General features: G+C 58.7%; 15 protein-coding genes. 7 read left to right on the top strand and 8 right to left on the bottom strand.

Going from position 1 to position 17378, the window contains the following annotated elements; all coding sequences use genetic code 11:
• Positions 1-14 precede the first annotated feature (14 nt).
• Genes J3T92_RS04065 through J3T92_RS04055 form a run of 3 tightly spaced genes read right to left on the bottom strand, consistent with a single transcriptional unit; the run spans position 15 to position 3527 of the window.
• Positions 15-1349 carry an ABC transporter permease gene (locus J3T92_RS04065; protein WP_267399858.1) on the bottom strand — a complete coding sequence of 445 codons (1335 nt, stop codon included), beginning with the start codon at positions 1347-1349 and terminating at the stop codon, positions 15-17.
• Positions 1336-2529: an ABC transporter permease gene (locus J3T92_RS04060; RefSeq protein WP_267399857.1), complete on the bottom strand. Its 1194-nt coding sequence runs from the start codon at positions 2527-2529 to the stop codon at positions 1336-1338. Before J3T92_RS04060 ends, J3T92_RS04065 begins: the two co-directional genes overlap by 14 nt.
• Positions 2530-2570: 41 nt before the next feature.
• Positions 2571-3527 carry an ABC transporter ATP-binding protein gene (locus J3T92_RS04055; RefSeq protein WP_220235915.1) on the bottom strand — a complete coding sequence of 319 codons (957 nt, stop codon included), beginning with the start codon at positions 3525-3527 and terminating at the stop codon, positions 2571-2573.
• Between the two features lie 179 nt (positions 3528-3706).
• Between J3T92_RS04055 and J3T92_RS04050 the strand changes: the two genes are divergently transcribed.
• Positions 3707-4954 (top strand): sensor histidine kinase, encoded by a 1248-nt coding sequence (locus J3T92_RS04050; RefSeq protein WP_267399855.1) that lies wholly within the window; start codon positions 3707-3709, stop codon positions 4952-4954.
• The gene (locus J3T92_RS04045) at positions 4951-5604 is read left to right on the top strand and encodes a response regulator transcription factor (RefSeq protein ID WP_267399854.1); all 654 of its coding nucleotides are present in this window, start codon (positions 4951-4953) and stop codon (positions 5602-5604) included. Before J3T92_RS04050 ends, J3T92_RS04045 begins: the two co-directional genes overlap by 4 nt.
• Before the next feature lie 51 nt (positions 5605-5655).
• On the opposite strand, the gene J3T92_RS04040 is transcribed toward J3T92_RS04045, so the two are convergent.
• Entirely contained in the window at positions 5656-8190 is a 2535-nt protein-coding gene (locus tag J3T92_RS04040; protein ID WP_267399853.1) for a UvrD-helicase domain-containing protein, read from the bottom strand.
• A 190-nt stretch (positions 8191-8380) separates the two neighbouring features.
• Positions 8381-8674, bottom strand: a complete 294-nt coding sequence (locus J3T92_RS04035; RefSeq protein WP_220235919.1) for a hypothetical protein — start codon at positions 8672-8674, stop codon at positions 8381-8383.
• A 247-nt stretch (positions 8675-8921) separates the two neighbouring features.
• Here J3T92_RS04035 and J3T92_RS04030 point away from each other — a divergent pair, with 247 nt between their 5' ends.
• Entirely contained in the window at positions 8922-9512 is a 591-nt protein-coding gene (locus J3T92_RS04030) for a xanthine phosphoribosyltransferase (protein ID WP_220235920.1), read from the top strand.
• A 38-nt stretch (positions 9513-9550) separates the two neighbouring features.
• Here J3T92_RS04030 and J3T92_RS04025 read toward each other — a convergent pair whose 3' ends face one another.
• From J3T92_RS04025 to J3T92_RS04015, 3 genes are all read right to left on the bottom strand, one after another.
• Positions 9551-10543 carry a D-2-hydroxyacid dehydrogenase gene (locus tag J3T92_RS04025; protein WP_220235921.1) on the bottom strand — a complete coding sequence of 331 codons (993 nt, stop codon included), beginning with the start codon at positions 10541-10543 and terminating at the stop codon, positions 9551-9553.
• A gap of 72 nt (positions 10544-10615) precedes the next feature.
• Positions 10616-11785 (bottom strand): aminotransferase class I/II-fold pyridoxal phosphate-dependent enzyme, encoded by a 1170-nt coding sequence (locus J3T92_RS04020; protein WP_267399849.1) that lies wholly within the window; start codon positions 11783-11785, stop codon positions 10616-10618.
• Between the two features lie 340 nt (positions 11786-12125).
• Positions 12126-13070 (bottom strand): sugar-binding transcriptional regulator, encoded by a 945-nt coding sequence (locus tag J3T92_RS04015; protein ID WP_267399848.1) that lies wholly within the window; start codon positions 13068-13070, stop codon positions 12126-12128.
• Positions 13071-13225: 155 nt separating this feature from the next.
• On the opposite strand from J3T92_RS04015, the gene deoC reads away from it, so the two are divergent.
• From deoC to rbsK, 4 genes are all read left to right on the top strand, one after another.
• Positions 13226-13876, top strand: coding sequence for a deoxyribose-phosphate aldolase (gene deoC, locus J3T92_RS04010; RefSeq protein WP_267399846.1), 651 nt, complete (start codon positions 13226-13228; stop codon positions 13874-13876).
• Positions 13877-13968: 92 nt separating this feature from the next.
• Positions 13969-15315, top strand: a complete 1347-nt coding sequence (gene fucP, locus J3T92_RS04005) for an L-fucose:H+ symporter permease (RefSeq protein WP_267399845.1) — start codon at positions 13969-13971, stop codon at positions 15313-15315.
• Positions 15316-15329: 14 nt separating this feature from the next.
• Positions 15330-16346, top strand: coding sequence for an aldose 1-epimerase family protein (locus tag J3T92_RS04000; RefSeq protein WP_267399843.1), 1017 nt, complete (start codon positions 15330-15332; stop codon positions 16344-16346).
• An 8-nt stretch (positions 16347-16354) separates the two neighbouring features.
• The gene (rbsK, locus tag J3T92_RS03995) at positions 16355-17281 is read left to right on the top strand and encodes a ribokinase (RefSeq protein ID WP_267399842.1); all 927 of its coding nucleotides are present in this window, start codon (positions 16355-16357) and stop codon (positions 17279-17281) included.
• Positions 17282-17378: the final 97 nt, after the last annotated feature.

The raw sequence follows: 17378 nt of genomic DNA, 5'->3' as shown, positions 1-17378 counted from the left end.
TGAATGCAGGTAAGCTACCCGATCATACTAGGATCGGAGCCAGCAGGAGCGACCAGGGTGGCCCGGGTGCGTGTCAGGCGGGAGACCATGAGACCAACGCAGGAATAGGCCAGTGCGAACAAGGCAACCACAGTAAGCGGAAGACCCCAGGAGGCCAAATCTGCCGCACTTGCATCCACTATTGATTGGACAGCGGTGTTGTACCACCAGCCCGGAGTCAGTTTACCGATGGTCTGCATGACCGGAGGCAGGCTGCCGCCGGTACTTGACCCGGAGGTGAACATAACCACCAGGCCGAAGATGACGCCTACAGAGTTTATGAGCGAAGAGGAAGGATTGAACTGAGCAAGCATGAATCCGAAGGATGCCGCCGATACCGCGAATATCAGCATGGCGACAAAGCTCAGCAGCACCCTCCCCCAGCCCAGTGAAGCCAAGGACACCCCAGAAGCCGCCATACTGAAGGCAACGAGTGCCACATAGTAGGCCCAGGAGATGCCTGCCAGGATGAGGGCTGCCGTGAGCTCCTGTCCATTCAGACTGCTTGATCGCATTGGGGAGGCAAGCAGGCGCCGACGTCGGTCAGGAGAGCTGAACGCGGCGAAGAGCGTGGCGACGCTGACCGTCAGCGCTGTCATCAAGGGAAAGGCAGCCAGGCCAACTGTCGTAGCGAAGCCTTCCGACAGTGCTCTATTGTCGCCCTTTGGGCTGGCATGGATGCCCACATGTGGCTGGTTGTCGGCATAGTGGGCCACTGCATAGGCGGCCGCATCCTTGAACACTGCCGACGAATGCAGCTCCATCGAGCCGTTTTGTCCTCGACCTGCAAGCACAGCAAAACGAAGAGCATCAAAATAGCTGTCCACCTGCAGTTGTGCCAGACTGCCACGGCTGGAATTATAGGAGGCCGCCGTTTCAACTTTCGGAAAACCAAGCGTCTTACCGCCGCTGGGAGCTTGGGCAGCAGTGTCTTCAAGCGCCTCAAGGAAGCGTTGCCCATATCCGGCTGGGATGATAATGGTCAAATCGCTTTTGCCGGATACATTTGCGTCCTGCAAAGCCTGTGGCCTATCTTCGACTGTCACCAGCTGGGCCGACTTGCCCAGATACTGCTCCAGACCCCGGCCCAGCTCGCAACCGACCTGGTCACCGCAATCCCTGTTGATGACGGCTACCTTCGCACGTGCGGGTTCGAAGCGCCCAACCGAGCTTGAGGCATTGGCACGCACCGCGGCCTGCATATTCGTGGAACCGATGACAATCATGATCAGGCTCATGCCCACCAGATACAGGAGGAGGTAGAACTTATGCGCCCAGATGACGCGCAGTGCTGTTTTACAAGTATTCATACCGTTGTTTCCTTAGGAGCAGACCACAGGCAGCCAGGAAGATGGCGGCCATAATGACCAGGATGCCGCAGGTGCGGGCGAAGGGTGCCAGGCTGTCGTAGTAGACGATGTCGTAGAAAAGGTTGGAGACCTGCTTGACGGGGTTGATCAGGTGCAGGACCGGAGCGCGTTCCTGTATGGCATTGTTGAGGTCCATAGCCAAGCTGCCATAGAGGCCGATAAAGGCACTCAGGGTGCAGTCGATGCCGACGACCAAACCAACCTTCGTTTCGATGGGGAGTTTGGGAATCGCACCCATCATAGAGCCGAAAGCGGTAGCCATAAAGGTGCCCACGGCGATGGCTATGAGTGCTATCGGGTCACGACCGCCGATTTGCACGCCGCAGACTGTTCGGACGAAGATATAGGCGACTAGGAGGCTGACTGCGGAGAAGAGCCAGGAGGCCAGAAAGGCACCCGCTGCCTGCCGCCACTTGGGGCTGGGAGAACTGGCCCGTCGGGCTCCCAAGGCTGAAAGGTTGGGCTGAGTCCTGGCAATCATCTCAGCTGCGGTGCTGGCACCGATAAGACAGGCCATAGCGAGCACAGCGAAGAAGTAGGGCGCGGTCATCGAAGGGTGGATGTGCGTCAGGCGGATTTGCTTGGTGTAGGTCTGTCCGCCGGATCGCACCAGAATTTGAGTACTCGGTGAGGATTTGGTAGACCTTGCGGATTTTGCTTGGTTGAAGCTGCCCAGCGAAGCGGAGAGAATGGAGACCGCTATGCCTTCGGAAGCGGTTGAATCGGATTGGATGCTGGCTGCTTCACGGTCGCACAGGACCATGTTGACCAGACCGTCAGAGCCCGCGTACAGGTATCCGATGTCTTTCCGGCTATCCAGACGCGTGTCTGCTTCGGCCTTGGTAGCCACCGTCGTCGGGATAAGCAGCTGAGTGTCGTCGGACCCAGCCTTGGGTTTCTTCGATAGTGAGGAAACCAGCTCGTCAGCACCTGGGCTGGCTTTCCAGTTGCTGTCCGAGACTATGGCGAAATGCTGTGCCTCGGCAGTGTAGCCGTCTTGCAGGTTGCCCATGATGCCCAGCATCAGAGCGGCCAGAATGACCGGAAAGGCCAGGACCCAGAAAAGGGAGGAGGTGTTGCGTATCGAGGTCTTGACGTTGATCAGGAATGAGTTCCACATAGATATGTGCTCCTTACGGCAATTGAGCCTATGGACCGCGCTCAGTCACGCAGTTCCTTGCCGGTCAGCTCCAGGAAAACGTCGTTGAGGGATGGCGGACGGCTGGTCAGGTGGCCGTAGCTGGTCTGGGTGGATTCCAGGACCGTCAACACGTCCTGCAGGTTGTGCTCGCCCTGGCGGCAGCGGATGACCAGCTCCTTGCCGTCATAGTCGACAGATTGAGCCAGAGGCAGGGCGCGGATTTTGGCCAGTGTGGACTCCTGCAGGTCCAGAGTCTCGACGGTGACCTGCTCACCGGCCTGGACCATGCCCTTGAGTTCCTCAGCCGCGCCTAGGGCAATCTGACGGCCATGGTCCATAATCATGATCCGCGTACAGATCTGCTCCACCTCCTCCATGTAATGACTGGTGTAAACCACGGTGGCCCCCTGGTCGTTCAGCCGTTCGATGCCCTCCAGGATGGCGTTTCGGCTCTGGGGATCAACGGCGACGGTGGGCTCATCGAAAAAGATGAGGTCGGGCTGGTGGGCGATGCCACAGGCGATGTTGAGCCTGCGCAGCAGGCCGCCCGACAGTTTGCCCGGGCGGAACTTGCGGAAATCGCCCAGCCCCACGAAGTCGATGGCCTGCTCGACCAGGTCCTTGCGGTCGGCCTTCTTGGGCACGTAGAGGGAGCAGAAATAGTCGATGTTCTCCTGAACGCTCAGTTCATTGAAGACGGCCACATTCTGTGGAACCACGCCGATATGACTTTTGAGATCGTAGGAGGTCGGGGTCATCTCCTGCCCGAATATGCGAACCGTTCCCGATTCAAAGCTGAGCAAGGCCAGGATGCAGTTGATGGCAGTTGACTTGCCTGAACCGTTAGGGCCGAGCAGTCCGAATACCTCGCCACGACCGACTTCCATGTCGAAGTGGTCCAAGGCCACCGTGTCACCGTAGCGCTTCACCAATGCGCTGACCTTCAAGGCCGGCTCTTGCTCATGTGAACTGTTCATGATTCCATCATCCCAGCTGCAGCTGGCCCAACACCGTGACAGTTGTCATCAAAATTGTAAATGCTCGAATCAGATTAATGACATCTGTCATGGGTGCTCCCGCCTGTGGATCGGCGCAGGAACGGGTAGTCCGCCAATTACTATTTAGGACAATAGAGCAACAGGGCGAGGAGACATTCATGGGCAGGATAGCTGGCTGGCTGGCCCTGGTTGGTCTGGGGGCCTTATGCGGATCATGGTATGGTTCAGGGGTTTCAGCAACCCTGATCGCTGGCCTCTTGGCCTCGGTAGCAGTAGGAGCCCTGTGTGAATGGACGTTGCCAGCGCCAGGTTCCATGTTGGGTGGTGCCCTGGTGTCGCTTTTGGCAACATTCATACCAGTCTGGCTTTTCTTTTTGCCAGCGCTGGCTTTCGAGGCGGGAGTTGGACTCGGAGCCATAGTCCCGACTGCCGGATCAGTCGGCATGAAAGACTCCCTGGCCAAGGACTCAAGGCTGCTCTTGGACTTGTTGCCGGCATTCTTCTGGCTGATACCTGCCATCACTGACCTCATACTGTTCAGAGGCTTCACCCAGCGCTATGCGCTGCTGACTTTGTTGACATCAGCACTGGCGCAAGGCGGCGGTCTGGCATGTGCGCGCTTGGCGGAGGCTAAGGAGCGTGTATGGCAGATTGAAGACACCGAGCGCTACCAGATTCGCCAACTGCGCGGCCGCATCAACGACCTGGACGAGGAGAGGGCCCAGGCGACCCGGATGGCACACTTATCCGAGCGGACCCGAATCGCCCGAGACATTCACGACAATGTGGGACACCAGCTCACCCGTGCCATCGTGCAGATCCAGGCTGGCTGCGTGGTGGCTCAAAGCAAGGGTGATCAGAGTGCCGAGCAGCTACTGGACAGTGTCGGCAAGACCTTGGACGAGGCCATGACCACAATTCGTCGTTCCGTGCATGACTTGGAGGATGAGGGCACTGACTTCGCATCCCAGATGCAGGAAGCCAGCTCCGAAGCTTCGACGGGGCAGCTGCAGGTCGATCTGAACAATGGCATTGAGGCAGCGCCTGCACCAGTGTGCCGTTGCTTGGCCACCATTGTTCGCGAGGCCCTTACCAATACGGTCCGCCATTCTTCAGCCAAGTCAGCGCAGGTTATCCTGCGCGACCTCCCAGCCTTCTGGCAGATGGTGGTGCAGGACGACGGCGGGATTCAGCAATCGCAGCCTGACAGCTCGCACTTAAAGAAGCCAGAGCTCCATCGCGGCATGGGGTTGGCCGATATGGAGGCCAGGGCCAGGGCCTTGGGCGGCACGGCCAACAGCGGCCCCAACCAGCAAGGATGGAAGGTCTTCGTATCCTTGCCTAAGGAGCCTTGGTTCGACCACACCCCAGCCGAGCATGAAGAGGGTAGGAAGGTAATGGCATGAAAGTCGCTATCGCTGATGATGATCCGATCGTCTGCTCATCCCTGTCAACGATTTTGACGGCAACCGGTACTGCAGATGTGCTCTGGACTGCCGGTGACGGCCAGTCAGCCCTCGAGAGTTTTCAGGCAGCTGGAGGAAAGCCAGACGTTCTGTTGCTTGATGTGCAGATGCCTGGCATGGATGGTCTGGAGGCGGCGGAACGCATCATCGCCATGGATTCGGCTGCCCGTGTGCTCTTTCTAACCACCTTTGCAGACAAGGAATATATTTCACGCGCCCTGGCCTTGGGCGCCAAGGGGTATGTGATCAAGCAGGACGTGGCTTCAGTGGTGCCGGCTCTGCAAGCCGTCATGGCGGGACAGACGGTTCTTGGAGCTGAGGCCGTGGCTAATCTGTCACTAGGCAATAAGGACAAACAGTCGCAAAAGAATCCGGCTGAGCCTGTTCCCCGGCGCTTCCAAACACTGACCGACCGCGAACGCGAAATCGTCGCTCTGGTGGCCGGCGGCCTCGACAACCAAGCCATCGCCAGGCGGCTCTGCCTCAGCGAGGGCACTGTCCGCAATCACATCTCAGCCATCCTGGCCAAGACCAACCTGGCCAACCGCACCCAGTTAGCCGTGGAATGGCTGTCCTCGCAAGAGTCATGAGTGTATAGTTTCGGCGGTCTCGTCCCTGGACAGGCTCCGAGTCTCGATCGTTCAGAGTTTTTCTATCGGTGCCAAGCGCAGCATCAGCCTCTTGGTTCCCTCGGAACCGAAGTCCACGGTCAAGACCGAGTTGTGCCCCTTGTCCTGAATATCGACCACCTTGCCCAGGCCATACTGATCGTGGGCCACCCTGTCGCCCAAAGAGAAGTCCTGAATGGACAGGCCATTCGACTTGGGCTGGCCCGAGGCCCTGCCAGTGCGTGCGGATGACGATGAGCTTGCTGTGCTGTGCCTGGTCGTAACTCTTCCGCTTCTGGAAGAGGAGCTACGAGAGCCATATCCGGATGATCCGAACGACCGCTGCGAGGAGGTCCGCGAGCGCCCATGCACATTATGGGAAGAGCCAAAACCGGAGCCGGAGCCGAACCCGCCGAATGAACGATGACCGAATGCACGGCTATCGCTTTCATCCTCGAAGCCGCCGAATTCGTCCTCGTCGTCACCAAGGTCCCAGCCTGCGCGCATCCGCTCATTGCCCGCCTGCCGACGCTTCCAGTCAATCAGCTCGTCAGGGATGTCGTCCAGGAACTGGCTGGGCAGCATCTCATTGACCTGCCCCCACTGTGAGCGGACGGCCGCCCGCGTCAGGTAAAGACGTCTCTTGGCACGGGTCACGCCCACATAGGCCAGCCGACGCTCTTCCTGCATCTCGTCGGCATCCTCGAGGCAGCGGGAGTGAGGGAAGGTTCCCTGCTCCATGCCAGTCAGAAAGACCACCGGGTACTCCAGGCCCTTGGCCGTGTGCAGGGTCATCAGGGTCACTTTGCCTGAGTCGTCGCCCAAGCCTGGCAGCTGGTCTGAATCGGCCACCAGTGCCGTGGTCTCCAGGAAGCCCGCCAGCGTAGCGTCAGGAGTCTTCTGCTCGAACTCGGCAGCCACAGACTGCAGCTGGCCAAGGTTCTCCAGCCGAGAGGCATCCTGCGGGTCAACGGACTTGCGAAGCTCGTCCAACATGCCGGACTCCTCCAGGACCTTCTCAACAATCTGCGATGGCTTGGCATCGTGCTCAGAGGCAAAGTCGGTCAGGGAGCTGATCAGATCCCTGAAGGTCTTCATCCGCTTGACCATCAGCGTGGAAGCTCCGGGCACTTCCTCAATATGCTGCACCCCCTCCCAGAAGGAGACCTGATGCAGATCCGCATAGGAGGTCGCCGCCGCCTCGGCACGTGCGGCCAGGCCCCGCTTGGGCACGTTGAGTATCCGACGCATGTTCACGTCGTCCTGGGGATTGGCGATGGCGTGCAGGTAGGCCAGGGCGTCCTTGATCTCCTTGCGCTCGTAGAAGCGGGTCCCGCCCACCAATTGATAAGGCAGACCGGCGTTGATCAGCCCCTCCTCCAGGGCGCGGGACTGGGCGTTGGCCCGGTACATGATGGCCATGTCGGAGTAGGGAATGCCCTCCTCGCTGCGCAGTCTGGCGATCTCGGTGGCGATCCAGGCGGCCTCCTGCTGGGCGTTGTCGGCTGCGTAGCCCACGATGGGCTCCCCCTTGCCCAGGGCGGTCCAGAGCTTCTTGGGCTTGCGGCCTTCATTTTTGACAATGATGGCATTGGCTGCATCCAGAATGGTCTGGGTTGAACGGTAGTTCTGCTCCAGGAGGATGGTCCGGGCCCCAGGGAAGTCCTTCTCAAAGTCCCTGATGTTGCTGATATCGGCCCCTCGGAAGGCATAGATGGACTGATCCGAATCCCCCACCACGGTGATCCAGGCCTGCTCCTGCTTGCCTGCATCGGCACCGGCAAGCTCGCGCATGAGCACATACTGGGCATGGTTGGTGTCCTGGTACTCGTCCACCAGCACGTAGCGGAAGCGATGGTGGTAATACTGCGCCACCATCGGGGATTGCTGGAGCAGCTGGACGGTGCGCACAATCAAATCGTCGAAATCGACGGCGTTGGCCTGAGCCAGCCGATGCTCGTACTCGGCGTAGATCACGGAGTAGAGCTCCTCCTCGTTGCCGAAGCGGGCGGTAATCTGCTGGCCGCGCTGCCCGGGCCGGTAGTCGGGGGCATACTCCTGCAGCTGCGTGCGCCAATCCTGCAGGTTGTTCTTGTAGTCGGATATGTGGCTCAAAATGTTTCTGGGCGTGTAACGCTTCAGATCGATGTTGAGGTCCTTGCCAATCAGTTTGATCAGGCGCTCGGAATCGGCCGTATCGTAGATGGTGAAGCCCGATCGCAGACCGATCTCCTTGCCATCCCTCCTCAGAATGCGCACGCAGGCCGAGTGGAATGTGGACACCCACATGCGGTCGGCCACGGGTCCGATCAGCCGACGCAGACGCTCGCGCATCTCGGAAGCTGCCTTGTTGGTGAAGGTGATGGCCAAGATCTGGCTGGGCCAGGCGCCGAACTGACTGAGAATCCAGGCGATCCTGCGGGTCAGCACTCGGGTCTTGCCAGAGCCTGCGCCTGCCCCGATCAGCAGGGCCGGCCCCTGGTATTGAACAGCCTCGGCCTGCTGATCGTTGAGCCCCTTGAGCAGCTCCTTGGCGCTGCGCTGGATCAAGTCCGGTTCCTCGTTCACAAGCCACCTCTTGCCATCTGGTCTCGGTCACCGTCACAGGCCGGATGGCGCACACCCGGCAACCAACTATTTCTACCACAAAGCGGTGTCATCGACCTTGGCTCAGGGGTCAGCCAGCAGATATAAAAATCCCGTCCGCTTTCGACGGGGAAAGCGAACGGGGGTAAATCGGGGAAGTCAGATGACCCAGTCAGTTGCGCATTTGGTCCTTGGCGTTGTTGGCGGCCTCAGTGGCGCCCTGCTCAGCCTTTGCCTTGCCCACCTTGACATCGGCCTTGGCCTGGTCCATCTTGTCCGAAGCGGCGTCCTTGGCATCGGATGCCTTGTCCTGGGCAGCGTCCTTGGCGTCGCCCATCTTGTCGGCAACGGCATCCTTGGCATCGGATGCCTTGTCCATAACGGTGTCCTTTACATCGCCTGCGACGTCGGAAATCTTCTCGCCGGCAGACTTCATGGCATCCTTTGCATCATCCAGAATCCCCATATGGTCCTCCTTAGGTCCTTTAACGCACCGCGACGATGCGCGACCAATGCGGTCAATTTTCACTGTAACAGTCAGGACCTTGAATCCGCGGATTGACGGGCTGACACGCCAGGAAGACACTCCAATCCGCTGGAGGTGAAACCTGGCGGATCAGGGCGGCCTGACCACAGTCCCAGAACCGGGTTATCTTGGTGTCTATCCGCCGGGACCACAGGGGCCCCGCATTCATGACGACAAGGACGATGACATGCAGGAACTCGAGGAGCGAATCCGCCGCCAAGGCACGGTCAAGCCTGGCAATGTACTCAAGGTGGACGCCTTCCTCAACCATCAGTGCGACGTGCGGCTCTTTGACCACATGGGCGCTGAATGGGCCCGCCTATTCGCTGGTCACAGGATCGACAAGATTCTGACCATTGAGGCATCCGGCATCGGCATCGCCTGCCTGGCCGCCCGCCACTTCGGCGACGTGCCGGTGGTCTTCGCCAAGAAGACCCAGTCCATCAACCTTGACGGCGACCAGTACACGGCCCGCATCTACTCCTTCACCAAGCAGCGCGAGTACCCCGTCATTGTGGCCAAGCGCTTCCTTACGGAGGGCGAGCATGTGCTGATCCTTGATGACTTCCTGGCCAAGGGCAACGCCCTGCACGGTCTGATCGACATCTGCCATGATGCCAAGGTCGTCATTGAAGGCATCGGCATCGCCGTGGAGAAGGGCTTCCAGGAGGGCGGCCGTACCCTGCGCAAAGAGGGCTACAACCTCAAGTCCCTGGCCATTGTGGAAAACATGGACCCGGACCAGGGCACCATCACCTTTGCGCACAATCCCGCCTGAGCAGGCCGGCGCCCGGTCCGGGTCGCGGAAACATAGCGTCAGTCCACCTGATGCTCGCTGGTGCCGCCCTCCAGAATGGTCTTGACGTCATTCAGGGAGATGTTGACCATGGCGTTCACAGCGGCATCGGTGTAGAAGCCGATGTGGGGTGAAACCTCCACATTGGGCATGGCCTTGAGGGTCTCCAAGGCCTGGTTGCCGACCCTGGCTCCACTCAGATCCTTTTCGAAGATGCCAGCCTCCCCCTCGATGGTATCGATGGCTGCACCGGCGATGGACTTGGTTTGCAGGGCCTCAATCAGCGCCGGGGTGTCCACAATGGGGCCGCGGGCGGCGTTGACCAGGAAGGCCGAGGGCTTCATGGCATCCAGGGCCTGCGCGTTGATCAGATGGTGGGTGGTCTCGTCCAGCGGCGTATGGACGGTGACGATGTCGGCCCGCTTCAAAAGGGTGGGCAGATCCACATAATCAAGAGTGTCTGCCAGCTCTGGGCGGTGAACCGGGTCGTTGGCGATGACGGTGGAACCCAGGGCCCGGAAAATCCTGGCAACGGCCGATCCGATCTTGCCTGCTCCAATGATCCCCACGGTCAGGTTGTGGATCTCGTGGGCCTGAAGCCCAGCCCAAGTATAGTCGTCCTTGGCCTCGCGAGCGCTGGCCTCCCCCAGATGCCGGACCAGACGCATGACCTGGGCCAGGACCAGTTCGGAGACCGACCGGGGCGAGTAGGCAGGCACGTTGGTGACGACTAGTCCATTCTCCCGGGCGGCCTGCAGGTTGACGATGTCATAGCCCGTAATCCGCAGGGTCAGCTGCTTGATGCCATAGTCCTTGAGCCGCTGGTAGAGCTCGGGCTCGGGCAGGGCCGCGTGCTGCTGGATGACGATGCCGTCGTATCCCTTGATCATGTCCACGGTCTTCATCCCCAGATCGTGGTCGGTAGTATCCACCTGAATGTCATTGGCTTGCGCCCAGGCCCGAATGGCCTCCTGCTCGTCGGGGCGTACTGAATACATAAGAATGCTGGTCATTGTTCCTGTCCTTGGTAACTGCCTTCGTCGATTGTTGCTCGGTGATGATTGTCGAATGAATCGCCGGAGGGATCAGCCGCGATTTTGGTGCATATAGTCGCCGATCCGCTCCACTGCGGTATGCAGGTCCTCCATGGAGGCCGCATAGGAGATGCGGACGTAGCCTTCCCCACCGGGCCCGAAGCTTGCTCCGGGGATTACCGCTACCTTGGCCTTTCGAGCCAGGTCGTAGACGAAGCTCCAGCTGTCGCGCATGCCCTCGGGCAGCTGGGCGAAGATGTAGAAGGCACCCTTGGGATCGATCACGCCCAGACCGACCTCGGGCAGGGCCTTGGCCAGATAGTCCCGCCGCTTGCGGTAGGCCTCGCGCATCGGATCCGTGTCATTCATGCCCTTAGTCAGAGCCTCCTGGGCGGCATACTGGGCGTTGGTGGTCACCGAAGTGATGGTGAACTCGTTGACCTTGCTGATTTGGTCAATGACGTCGGCTGGGCCGGCGGCGATGCCGACCCGCCAACCTGTCATGGCATGGGACTTGGAAACCCCGCCAAGCACGACCGTCTGCTCGGGCAGGATGGCGCCCATGGATACATGGGTGTCCTGGTAGGTCAGCTCGGCGTAGATCTCATCGCTGAGCACGAAGAAGCCGTGCTTGCGCGCCACCTGGGCCAGAGCCTCCAGATTTTCACGGGCATAGGTCACGCCGGTGGGGTTGGTCGGATAATTGAGCACCAGGGCCTTGACCGGACCATCGCTGTTTTCGACGGCGGCCTCCAGCTTGTCCGGCTTGAGAATGAAGCCGTCATCGGATGTGTCGACAAAGACGGTCTTGGCGCCGCTCAGCTGGGCAATAGGAATATAGAGAGGAAAGATGGGCGTGGGCAGAATGACCGTGTCGCCCGGGTTGATCATGGCGGTGAGGCCCGAGAAGATGCCCCCGGTGGCCCCGGCCGTAATCACTATCTGACTGTCAGGGTCGCAGTCCAGTCCGTACTTGGCCTGAAGGTAGTCCGCTGCCGCCTTACGCAGACTGGGCATACCGCGACTCTCGGTGTAATGACTGTGGTTGTCTTGGATGGCCTGGATGCCCGCCTGCTTCACGTGCTCAGGGGTGAAGAAGTCAGGCTCACCCAGGGTCAGCTTCACAATGCCGTCTATTCCGGCGATCTCCTTGTTGAACTCGAGAATGTCGCTCGGTGCCAGAGCTTTGACCCTGGCATTCATATGCTCCGCCAATGTCATTGGCTTGTCCTTTCCCATGCGGTTACTACAACCATTGTCGCTGGTGCTGCCCTACCGACTATGCGGTGACGATGCACGGGAAATGCTGTCGACGACTGCAGGGCCGGTGGGTTCCGATCCGTGCAACCGTTCCTACAAGGCACGCGGCGTCACAGATCGAATCCGTGCCACCAATAGGTAAATCGTGTGCCCTGCATGCTGAAACCTCCTGCGGAATCTACAATCAGCATTGATAGTAAGCGTACAGCGGTGTTTCAACAATCATACGAGCGCGACCATTATTTGACCAAACGCTTGTTTACTGGCAAGCAGTGCAATTCCCTCGATTGCAGAGGTTCGCCTATTCCTCTAACAGACGCATGGCAGCCTGGGAATCCGTAATCAGCACATTGGCATAGCCGCCCAGAAGCGCCGCACGCATGGATGCTATCTTGGAAGGCCCTCCCGCCACCAATATGGAACATGGCTTCTTGCGCAACCGATCAAGCTGTATCCCCGCCGTTCTCGCGTTAATGCCATCATCCGCAATGGAGCCGTCCGGAGCTATAAATCGTGAAAGCACATCGCCGACAGCCTTATGCTGCAGCATGATGATCTCTTTGCGGGAGAGATATCCCAGTTTGAAAAGCATGGCATCGTCACGAACGGTTCCACAGGTAAACACGGCGATATCGGTACGTTCCCCCTGACGAACAATCTCGTCGATGAAACGATCCTTGAGCACAATATCCCGAGTCAAGGCATTGTCGAAAATGACCGGCAAGGGCAGCACTGTGGTGGTGGTGCCGAAGGCCATGCCGAATTTCAGGGCGATATCCGCTGCATAGTTGTTGAAATCGGACGCGGAGACACTCCCCTTCAACTGCACCACCGATACATCCTTGTGCTCATTGGGCCGTAGATGATCGGCTACGGACTTGAGGGTCCTCCCCCAACTGATGCCCAACCGGTCGTGATCGCCGACAATCTCGGCCAGGTAATCTGCTGTAACCGTGCCCAGTTTGTCCCTGATGGCGTCTTCGTCACCGGTCGAGTCATAGGTGAGTTTGACCTCGCGCAGGCCGAAAGCCACTTTGAGCCTCCTGGCCAGCGACTCCAAATCAGCCTGAGGATCAGTTATGAGCACGCGGACCAGCCCCTCCTGCCTGGCGAATGCCAGAAGACGCGAAACCGTGGGACGAGAAACGTTCAGTCTGCGGGCGATGGCGCTCTGGCCTAAGCCCTCCTCATAATACCAATGGCAGACTGTGACAGCTTGATTCCTGTGCTGTTCATCGTCGATCATAAAACCTTCCCTTCTCCTGGTTGTGCGGAACCAACATGCAAAAGAAATTCATAGCCAGCTGGTGATTAAGCATCCAATTTTGAAAAAATGTTCATTATAGCATTTTACTTCTGTGCATTCACTGTTACAGTGAGGCCCACAAGGAGGTAACAACCATGCAGATCAATCGCCTCATCGATCACACACTGCTCAAACCGGACGCAACGCTGGCGCAGATCGACCAGGTCATCGACGAAGCCCTGGACAATCATTTCTATTCGGTCATGGTCAATCCCTACTGGGTTTCCCACGTCCATGAGCGGGTGAAGGGGTCGGATGTCCTGACTGCCTGCGTCATCGGCTTCCCCCTGGGCGCCAACACCACGGCAACCAAGGTCGCCGAAACCCAGGAAGCCATCGCGAACGGAGCCGATGAACTGGATATGGTGATCAATATCGGCGAAATGGCAGGTGGCCGGGAAGACCTGGTTGCCAAGGACATTCGTGCTGTCGTCGAGGCGGTCCATCAGGCAGGAAAAGTGGTCAAGGTCATCATCGAGACCGCCCTGCTTAGCGATGAGCAGATCGCAAGGGCCAGCGTGCTGGTGGCCGATGCGGGCGCCGATTTCGTCAAAACGTCCACCGGATTTGCCAGCCGCGGCGCCAGTGTGCACGACATCGAAATCATTAAAGAAGCAGTCAAGGGAAGAATCCACATCAAGGCCGCCGGCGGCATTCACACCCGGCAGGAGGCCGAGGCCCTGATCAACGCTGGTGCCGAACGCCTGGGCACCAGCTCCAGCATGGCCATCATCGGCAAGGCCTGACTTCGGCATCCGGGAGCCAACCCCCGGGCCGACTCTTATATTCTCGGCGGGCGCAGCGCAGCGGCCGCCGAATGCAAACCCAAGGAGGGGTTATGCAATCGCCAACCTTTCATCTGTTCAAACTGCACGCACAGGAATTGGATGATGGATACCTGGACAGGACGCCAATGCTCCAGTACATCCTCCTCTCCTGCCTATTCCCCCTTTGGGGAGCAGCCGCCAGTCTCAATGACATACTCATAACCCAATTCAAAACCATCTTCACGCTGTCCAATGTTGCCAGCGCCTTTGTGCAGACGGCCTTCTATCTTGGCTACTTTCTGATTGCCATACCAGCTTCGCTCATCATCAAGAAGACCTCATACAAGGTCGCCATCATGATCGGCCTTTCGCTGTACACCATCGGATGCTCAATCTTCTTCCCAGCCTCGCGCATGGCCACCTACGGATTCTTCCTGATTGCCCTGTTCGCCTTGGCCTGCGGATTGAGCTTCCTGGAGACCTCGGCCAACACCTTCAGCTCACTGATGGGCCCGAAGAAGTATTCCACCCTGCGGCTGAACATCTCTGAAACCTTTTACCCGTTGGGTGCCATAGCCGGCATACTGCTGGGCAAATATCTGATCTTCGGTGCCGGCCAAAGCCTGGAAAGGCAGATGAAGGGACTTCACGGACAGGCCCGCATCGCCTTCGGCGAGCGCGCCCTTCAGCATACGCTGCTGCCTTACAAATACATCATCTTCGTCCTCTTGGTCGCCCTGGTGCTTTTCGCACTGACGCAATTCCCCTCAGGCAAGCCCATGGTGGATCCGACCAAACAGCAGCCTCAGGCGCGCATCGGCGAGACACTGGTCTATCTTGCGCATAACCGCCGCTTCCTTTGGGGCATTTTCACCGAGTTCATGTATGTGGGCATGCAGACGGCCGTGTGGTCCTTCACCATCAGGTTGGCCATGGAACTCAATTCCTCGATCAACGAACGCTCGGCATCGACCTTCATGGTCTACAGCTACGCCGCCTTCTTCATAGGCAAGGTCATTGCCAACTTCATGATGAAGTCCATGCACCCCGCCCGGGTCCTGCAGTGGTTCTCGGCATTCGGACTGGCCGCTCTGGTCTACATCCTCCTGGTGCGCAACATGAGCGCCGTCTATGCGGCCATTATCGTCTCGGGCCTGTTCGGACCCTGCTGGGCCACCATCTACTCCCAGACCTTGGATACGGTGACCGACAAACGCCACACGGAAACAGCGGGAGCCATCATCGTCATGTCCATTGTGGGCGGGGCCTTCATTCCAGTAGCGCAAGGATTCGTCGCGGACATCTCGAACATGTCCCTGTCCTTCCTGGTCGATGTGATCTGCTTCGCGGTCGTCTGCGTTTATTCCACAGCAAAGATGCGTGCCTTCAAGGCTGAGGGAGCTCGAGAAAACCAATGAAAGGAAAACCAATCATGCAACAGCTTCATCTCAATCATGACATGTTCGGCCCGGCCGAATTCACCCTCTATGAGGACGATGCTTTCAAAGCCGTCACCTTCACCTACCCATCAGGAGTTGAAGCGGTCCGCATGGAGAACTCGCGCGGCCAGCTTACCGTCCTGCCCTACATGGGCCTGATCATCTGGGATGCGGTCTTCGACTCCACCAGCCTGAAGATGAAGGACATGTTCTCGCAGCCCCTGCCCGGCACCGCCATAGCTGATACCTACGGCTGCTTCCAGTTCACATCGGGACTCCTGGGCGGAGGAACACCAGCCCCGGAGGACGACTATCAGCTTCACGGCGAGGCTCCGACCAGCCGTATGGACAGCGCCTGGCTGGGATTCGAAGAAGGAACCATGTCAATACATGGGCAATTCGAATATGTCAAAGGGTTCGGCGACCACTACCTGAGCCGGCCGTCCGTGACATTGCATGCAGATTCCGGACTCTTCGACATCGGCCTGGAGGTCACCAACCTCTCCAACTACCAGACCATGCCTCTGCAGTACATGTGCCATATGAACTACGCATACGTGCATGACGGGCATATGGAGCAGAACGTGCCTGACGAGGCTTTCCGTCTGCGCCAGACCGTTCCCGCCCACGTGCATCCCACCCCGCAATGGCTGGCCTACAACGAAGAACTCAAAGCAAGCGGCGAGCTGATCAATGACCTGAACGACGAAAGCCACTACGATCCTGAGATCGTCTTCTTCTCCCAGAACCTGACCCACTTTACGGATATGGCCGAGTTCCGGCTCCATCTGAATGCCGAGCACAACTTCCTGACGCGGTTCAGCACGGAGCAATTCCCCATCGTCACCCGCTGGATCCTGTACAACGCCGACCAGCAGGTGGCGGCCTTCGCTTTGCCCGGCACCAGCACGCCCGAGGGCCGTGCCGCCGCTGAGAAGGCAGGCACCCTGATCCATCTGAAGCCTCAGGAAACACGTTCCTTCCTGGTAACCACCGGTCTGGAAAGGTAAAGAACAATATGGCTGACATCACTGTCATCGGTTCCAATATGTACGAGCTGACCACCTTTGTCGATCGCATGCCGGTGGAAGGAGAGACTGTAGAAGCTCCTGAATTCGAGATGGGATTCGGCGGCAAGGGGGCCAACCAGGCCATTGCCGCCGCCCGCTTGGGTTCACAGGTCAACTTCATCACCATGGTCGGCAAGGACGAGTTCGGCAGACAACAGCTGGAAAACTATCGCAGCAACGGCATTAGCTCCGAGGGGATCGGCATCGCTGATGGGAGCAGCGGCGTGGCGCCTATCTTTGTGGACACCAGCGGCGACAATCGGATCCTGATCGTCAAAGGCGCCAACAAGCAGCTGACCCCTGCCGCCTTGGACAGTAAAAATGACCTGATCAAGGGGTCGAAACTGGTCGTTCTCCAACAGGAGATCGCCCTGGAGACCAACTACCATGCGATTGAACTGGCAGAGGATTACGGCGTGCCTGTCCTGCTGAACCCTGCGCCAGCCAATGATGATCTGAACATCAACTATGTCTCCAGAGTGGCCTTCTTTGCACCAAATGAGACCGAACTGGCCACACTCACCGGAATGCCCACAGAGACACTGGACGAGATCAAAGCTGCAGCACGGAACTTGGTTAAGCGTGGGGTAGGCAACCTGATTGTCACCATGGGCGGCAAGGGCGCCCTCTGGGTCAGCGCCGACCAGGAGCTGCTGGTGCCTGCGGTCACGGTTGAAGCTGTGGATACCACTGGCGCCGGCGATGCCTTCATCGGCTCGTTCGCCCACTACTACACGCAGGGCGAGGATGTGCCAACAGCTCTGGGCCACGCCAACAGATACGCTGCAATCAGCGTCACACGCCGCGGCACCCAAAAGGCTTATCCAACAGCCGCCGAGCTCAGCGACCTACTGCTGGAAAGAGTGCAGGTGTAAGGTCTTCACCATGGTCGCATTGCCAGACGTGGACGGATAGACCGCCCTCGTCTGGCTTTTATGTCCTTACTTTGAAATGCTGTCATATACTGTGTCT

It is taken from the genome of Bifidobacterium sp. B4081 (genome assembly GCF_026537335.1).
Taxonomy (GTDB): Bacteria; Actinomycetota; Actinomycetes; order Actinomycetales; family Bifidobacteriaceae; genus Bombiscardovia.
This window is presented reverse-complemented; position numbering and strand designations above follow the sequence as displayed.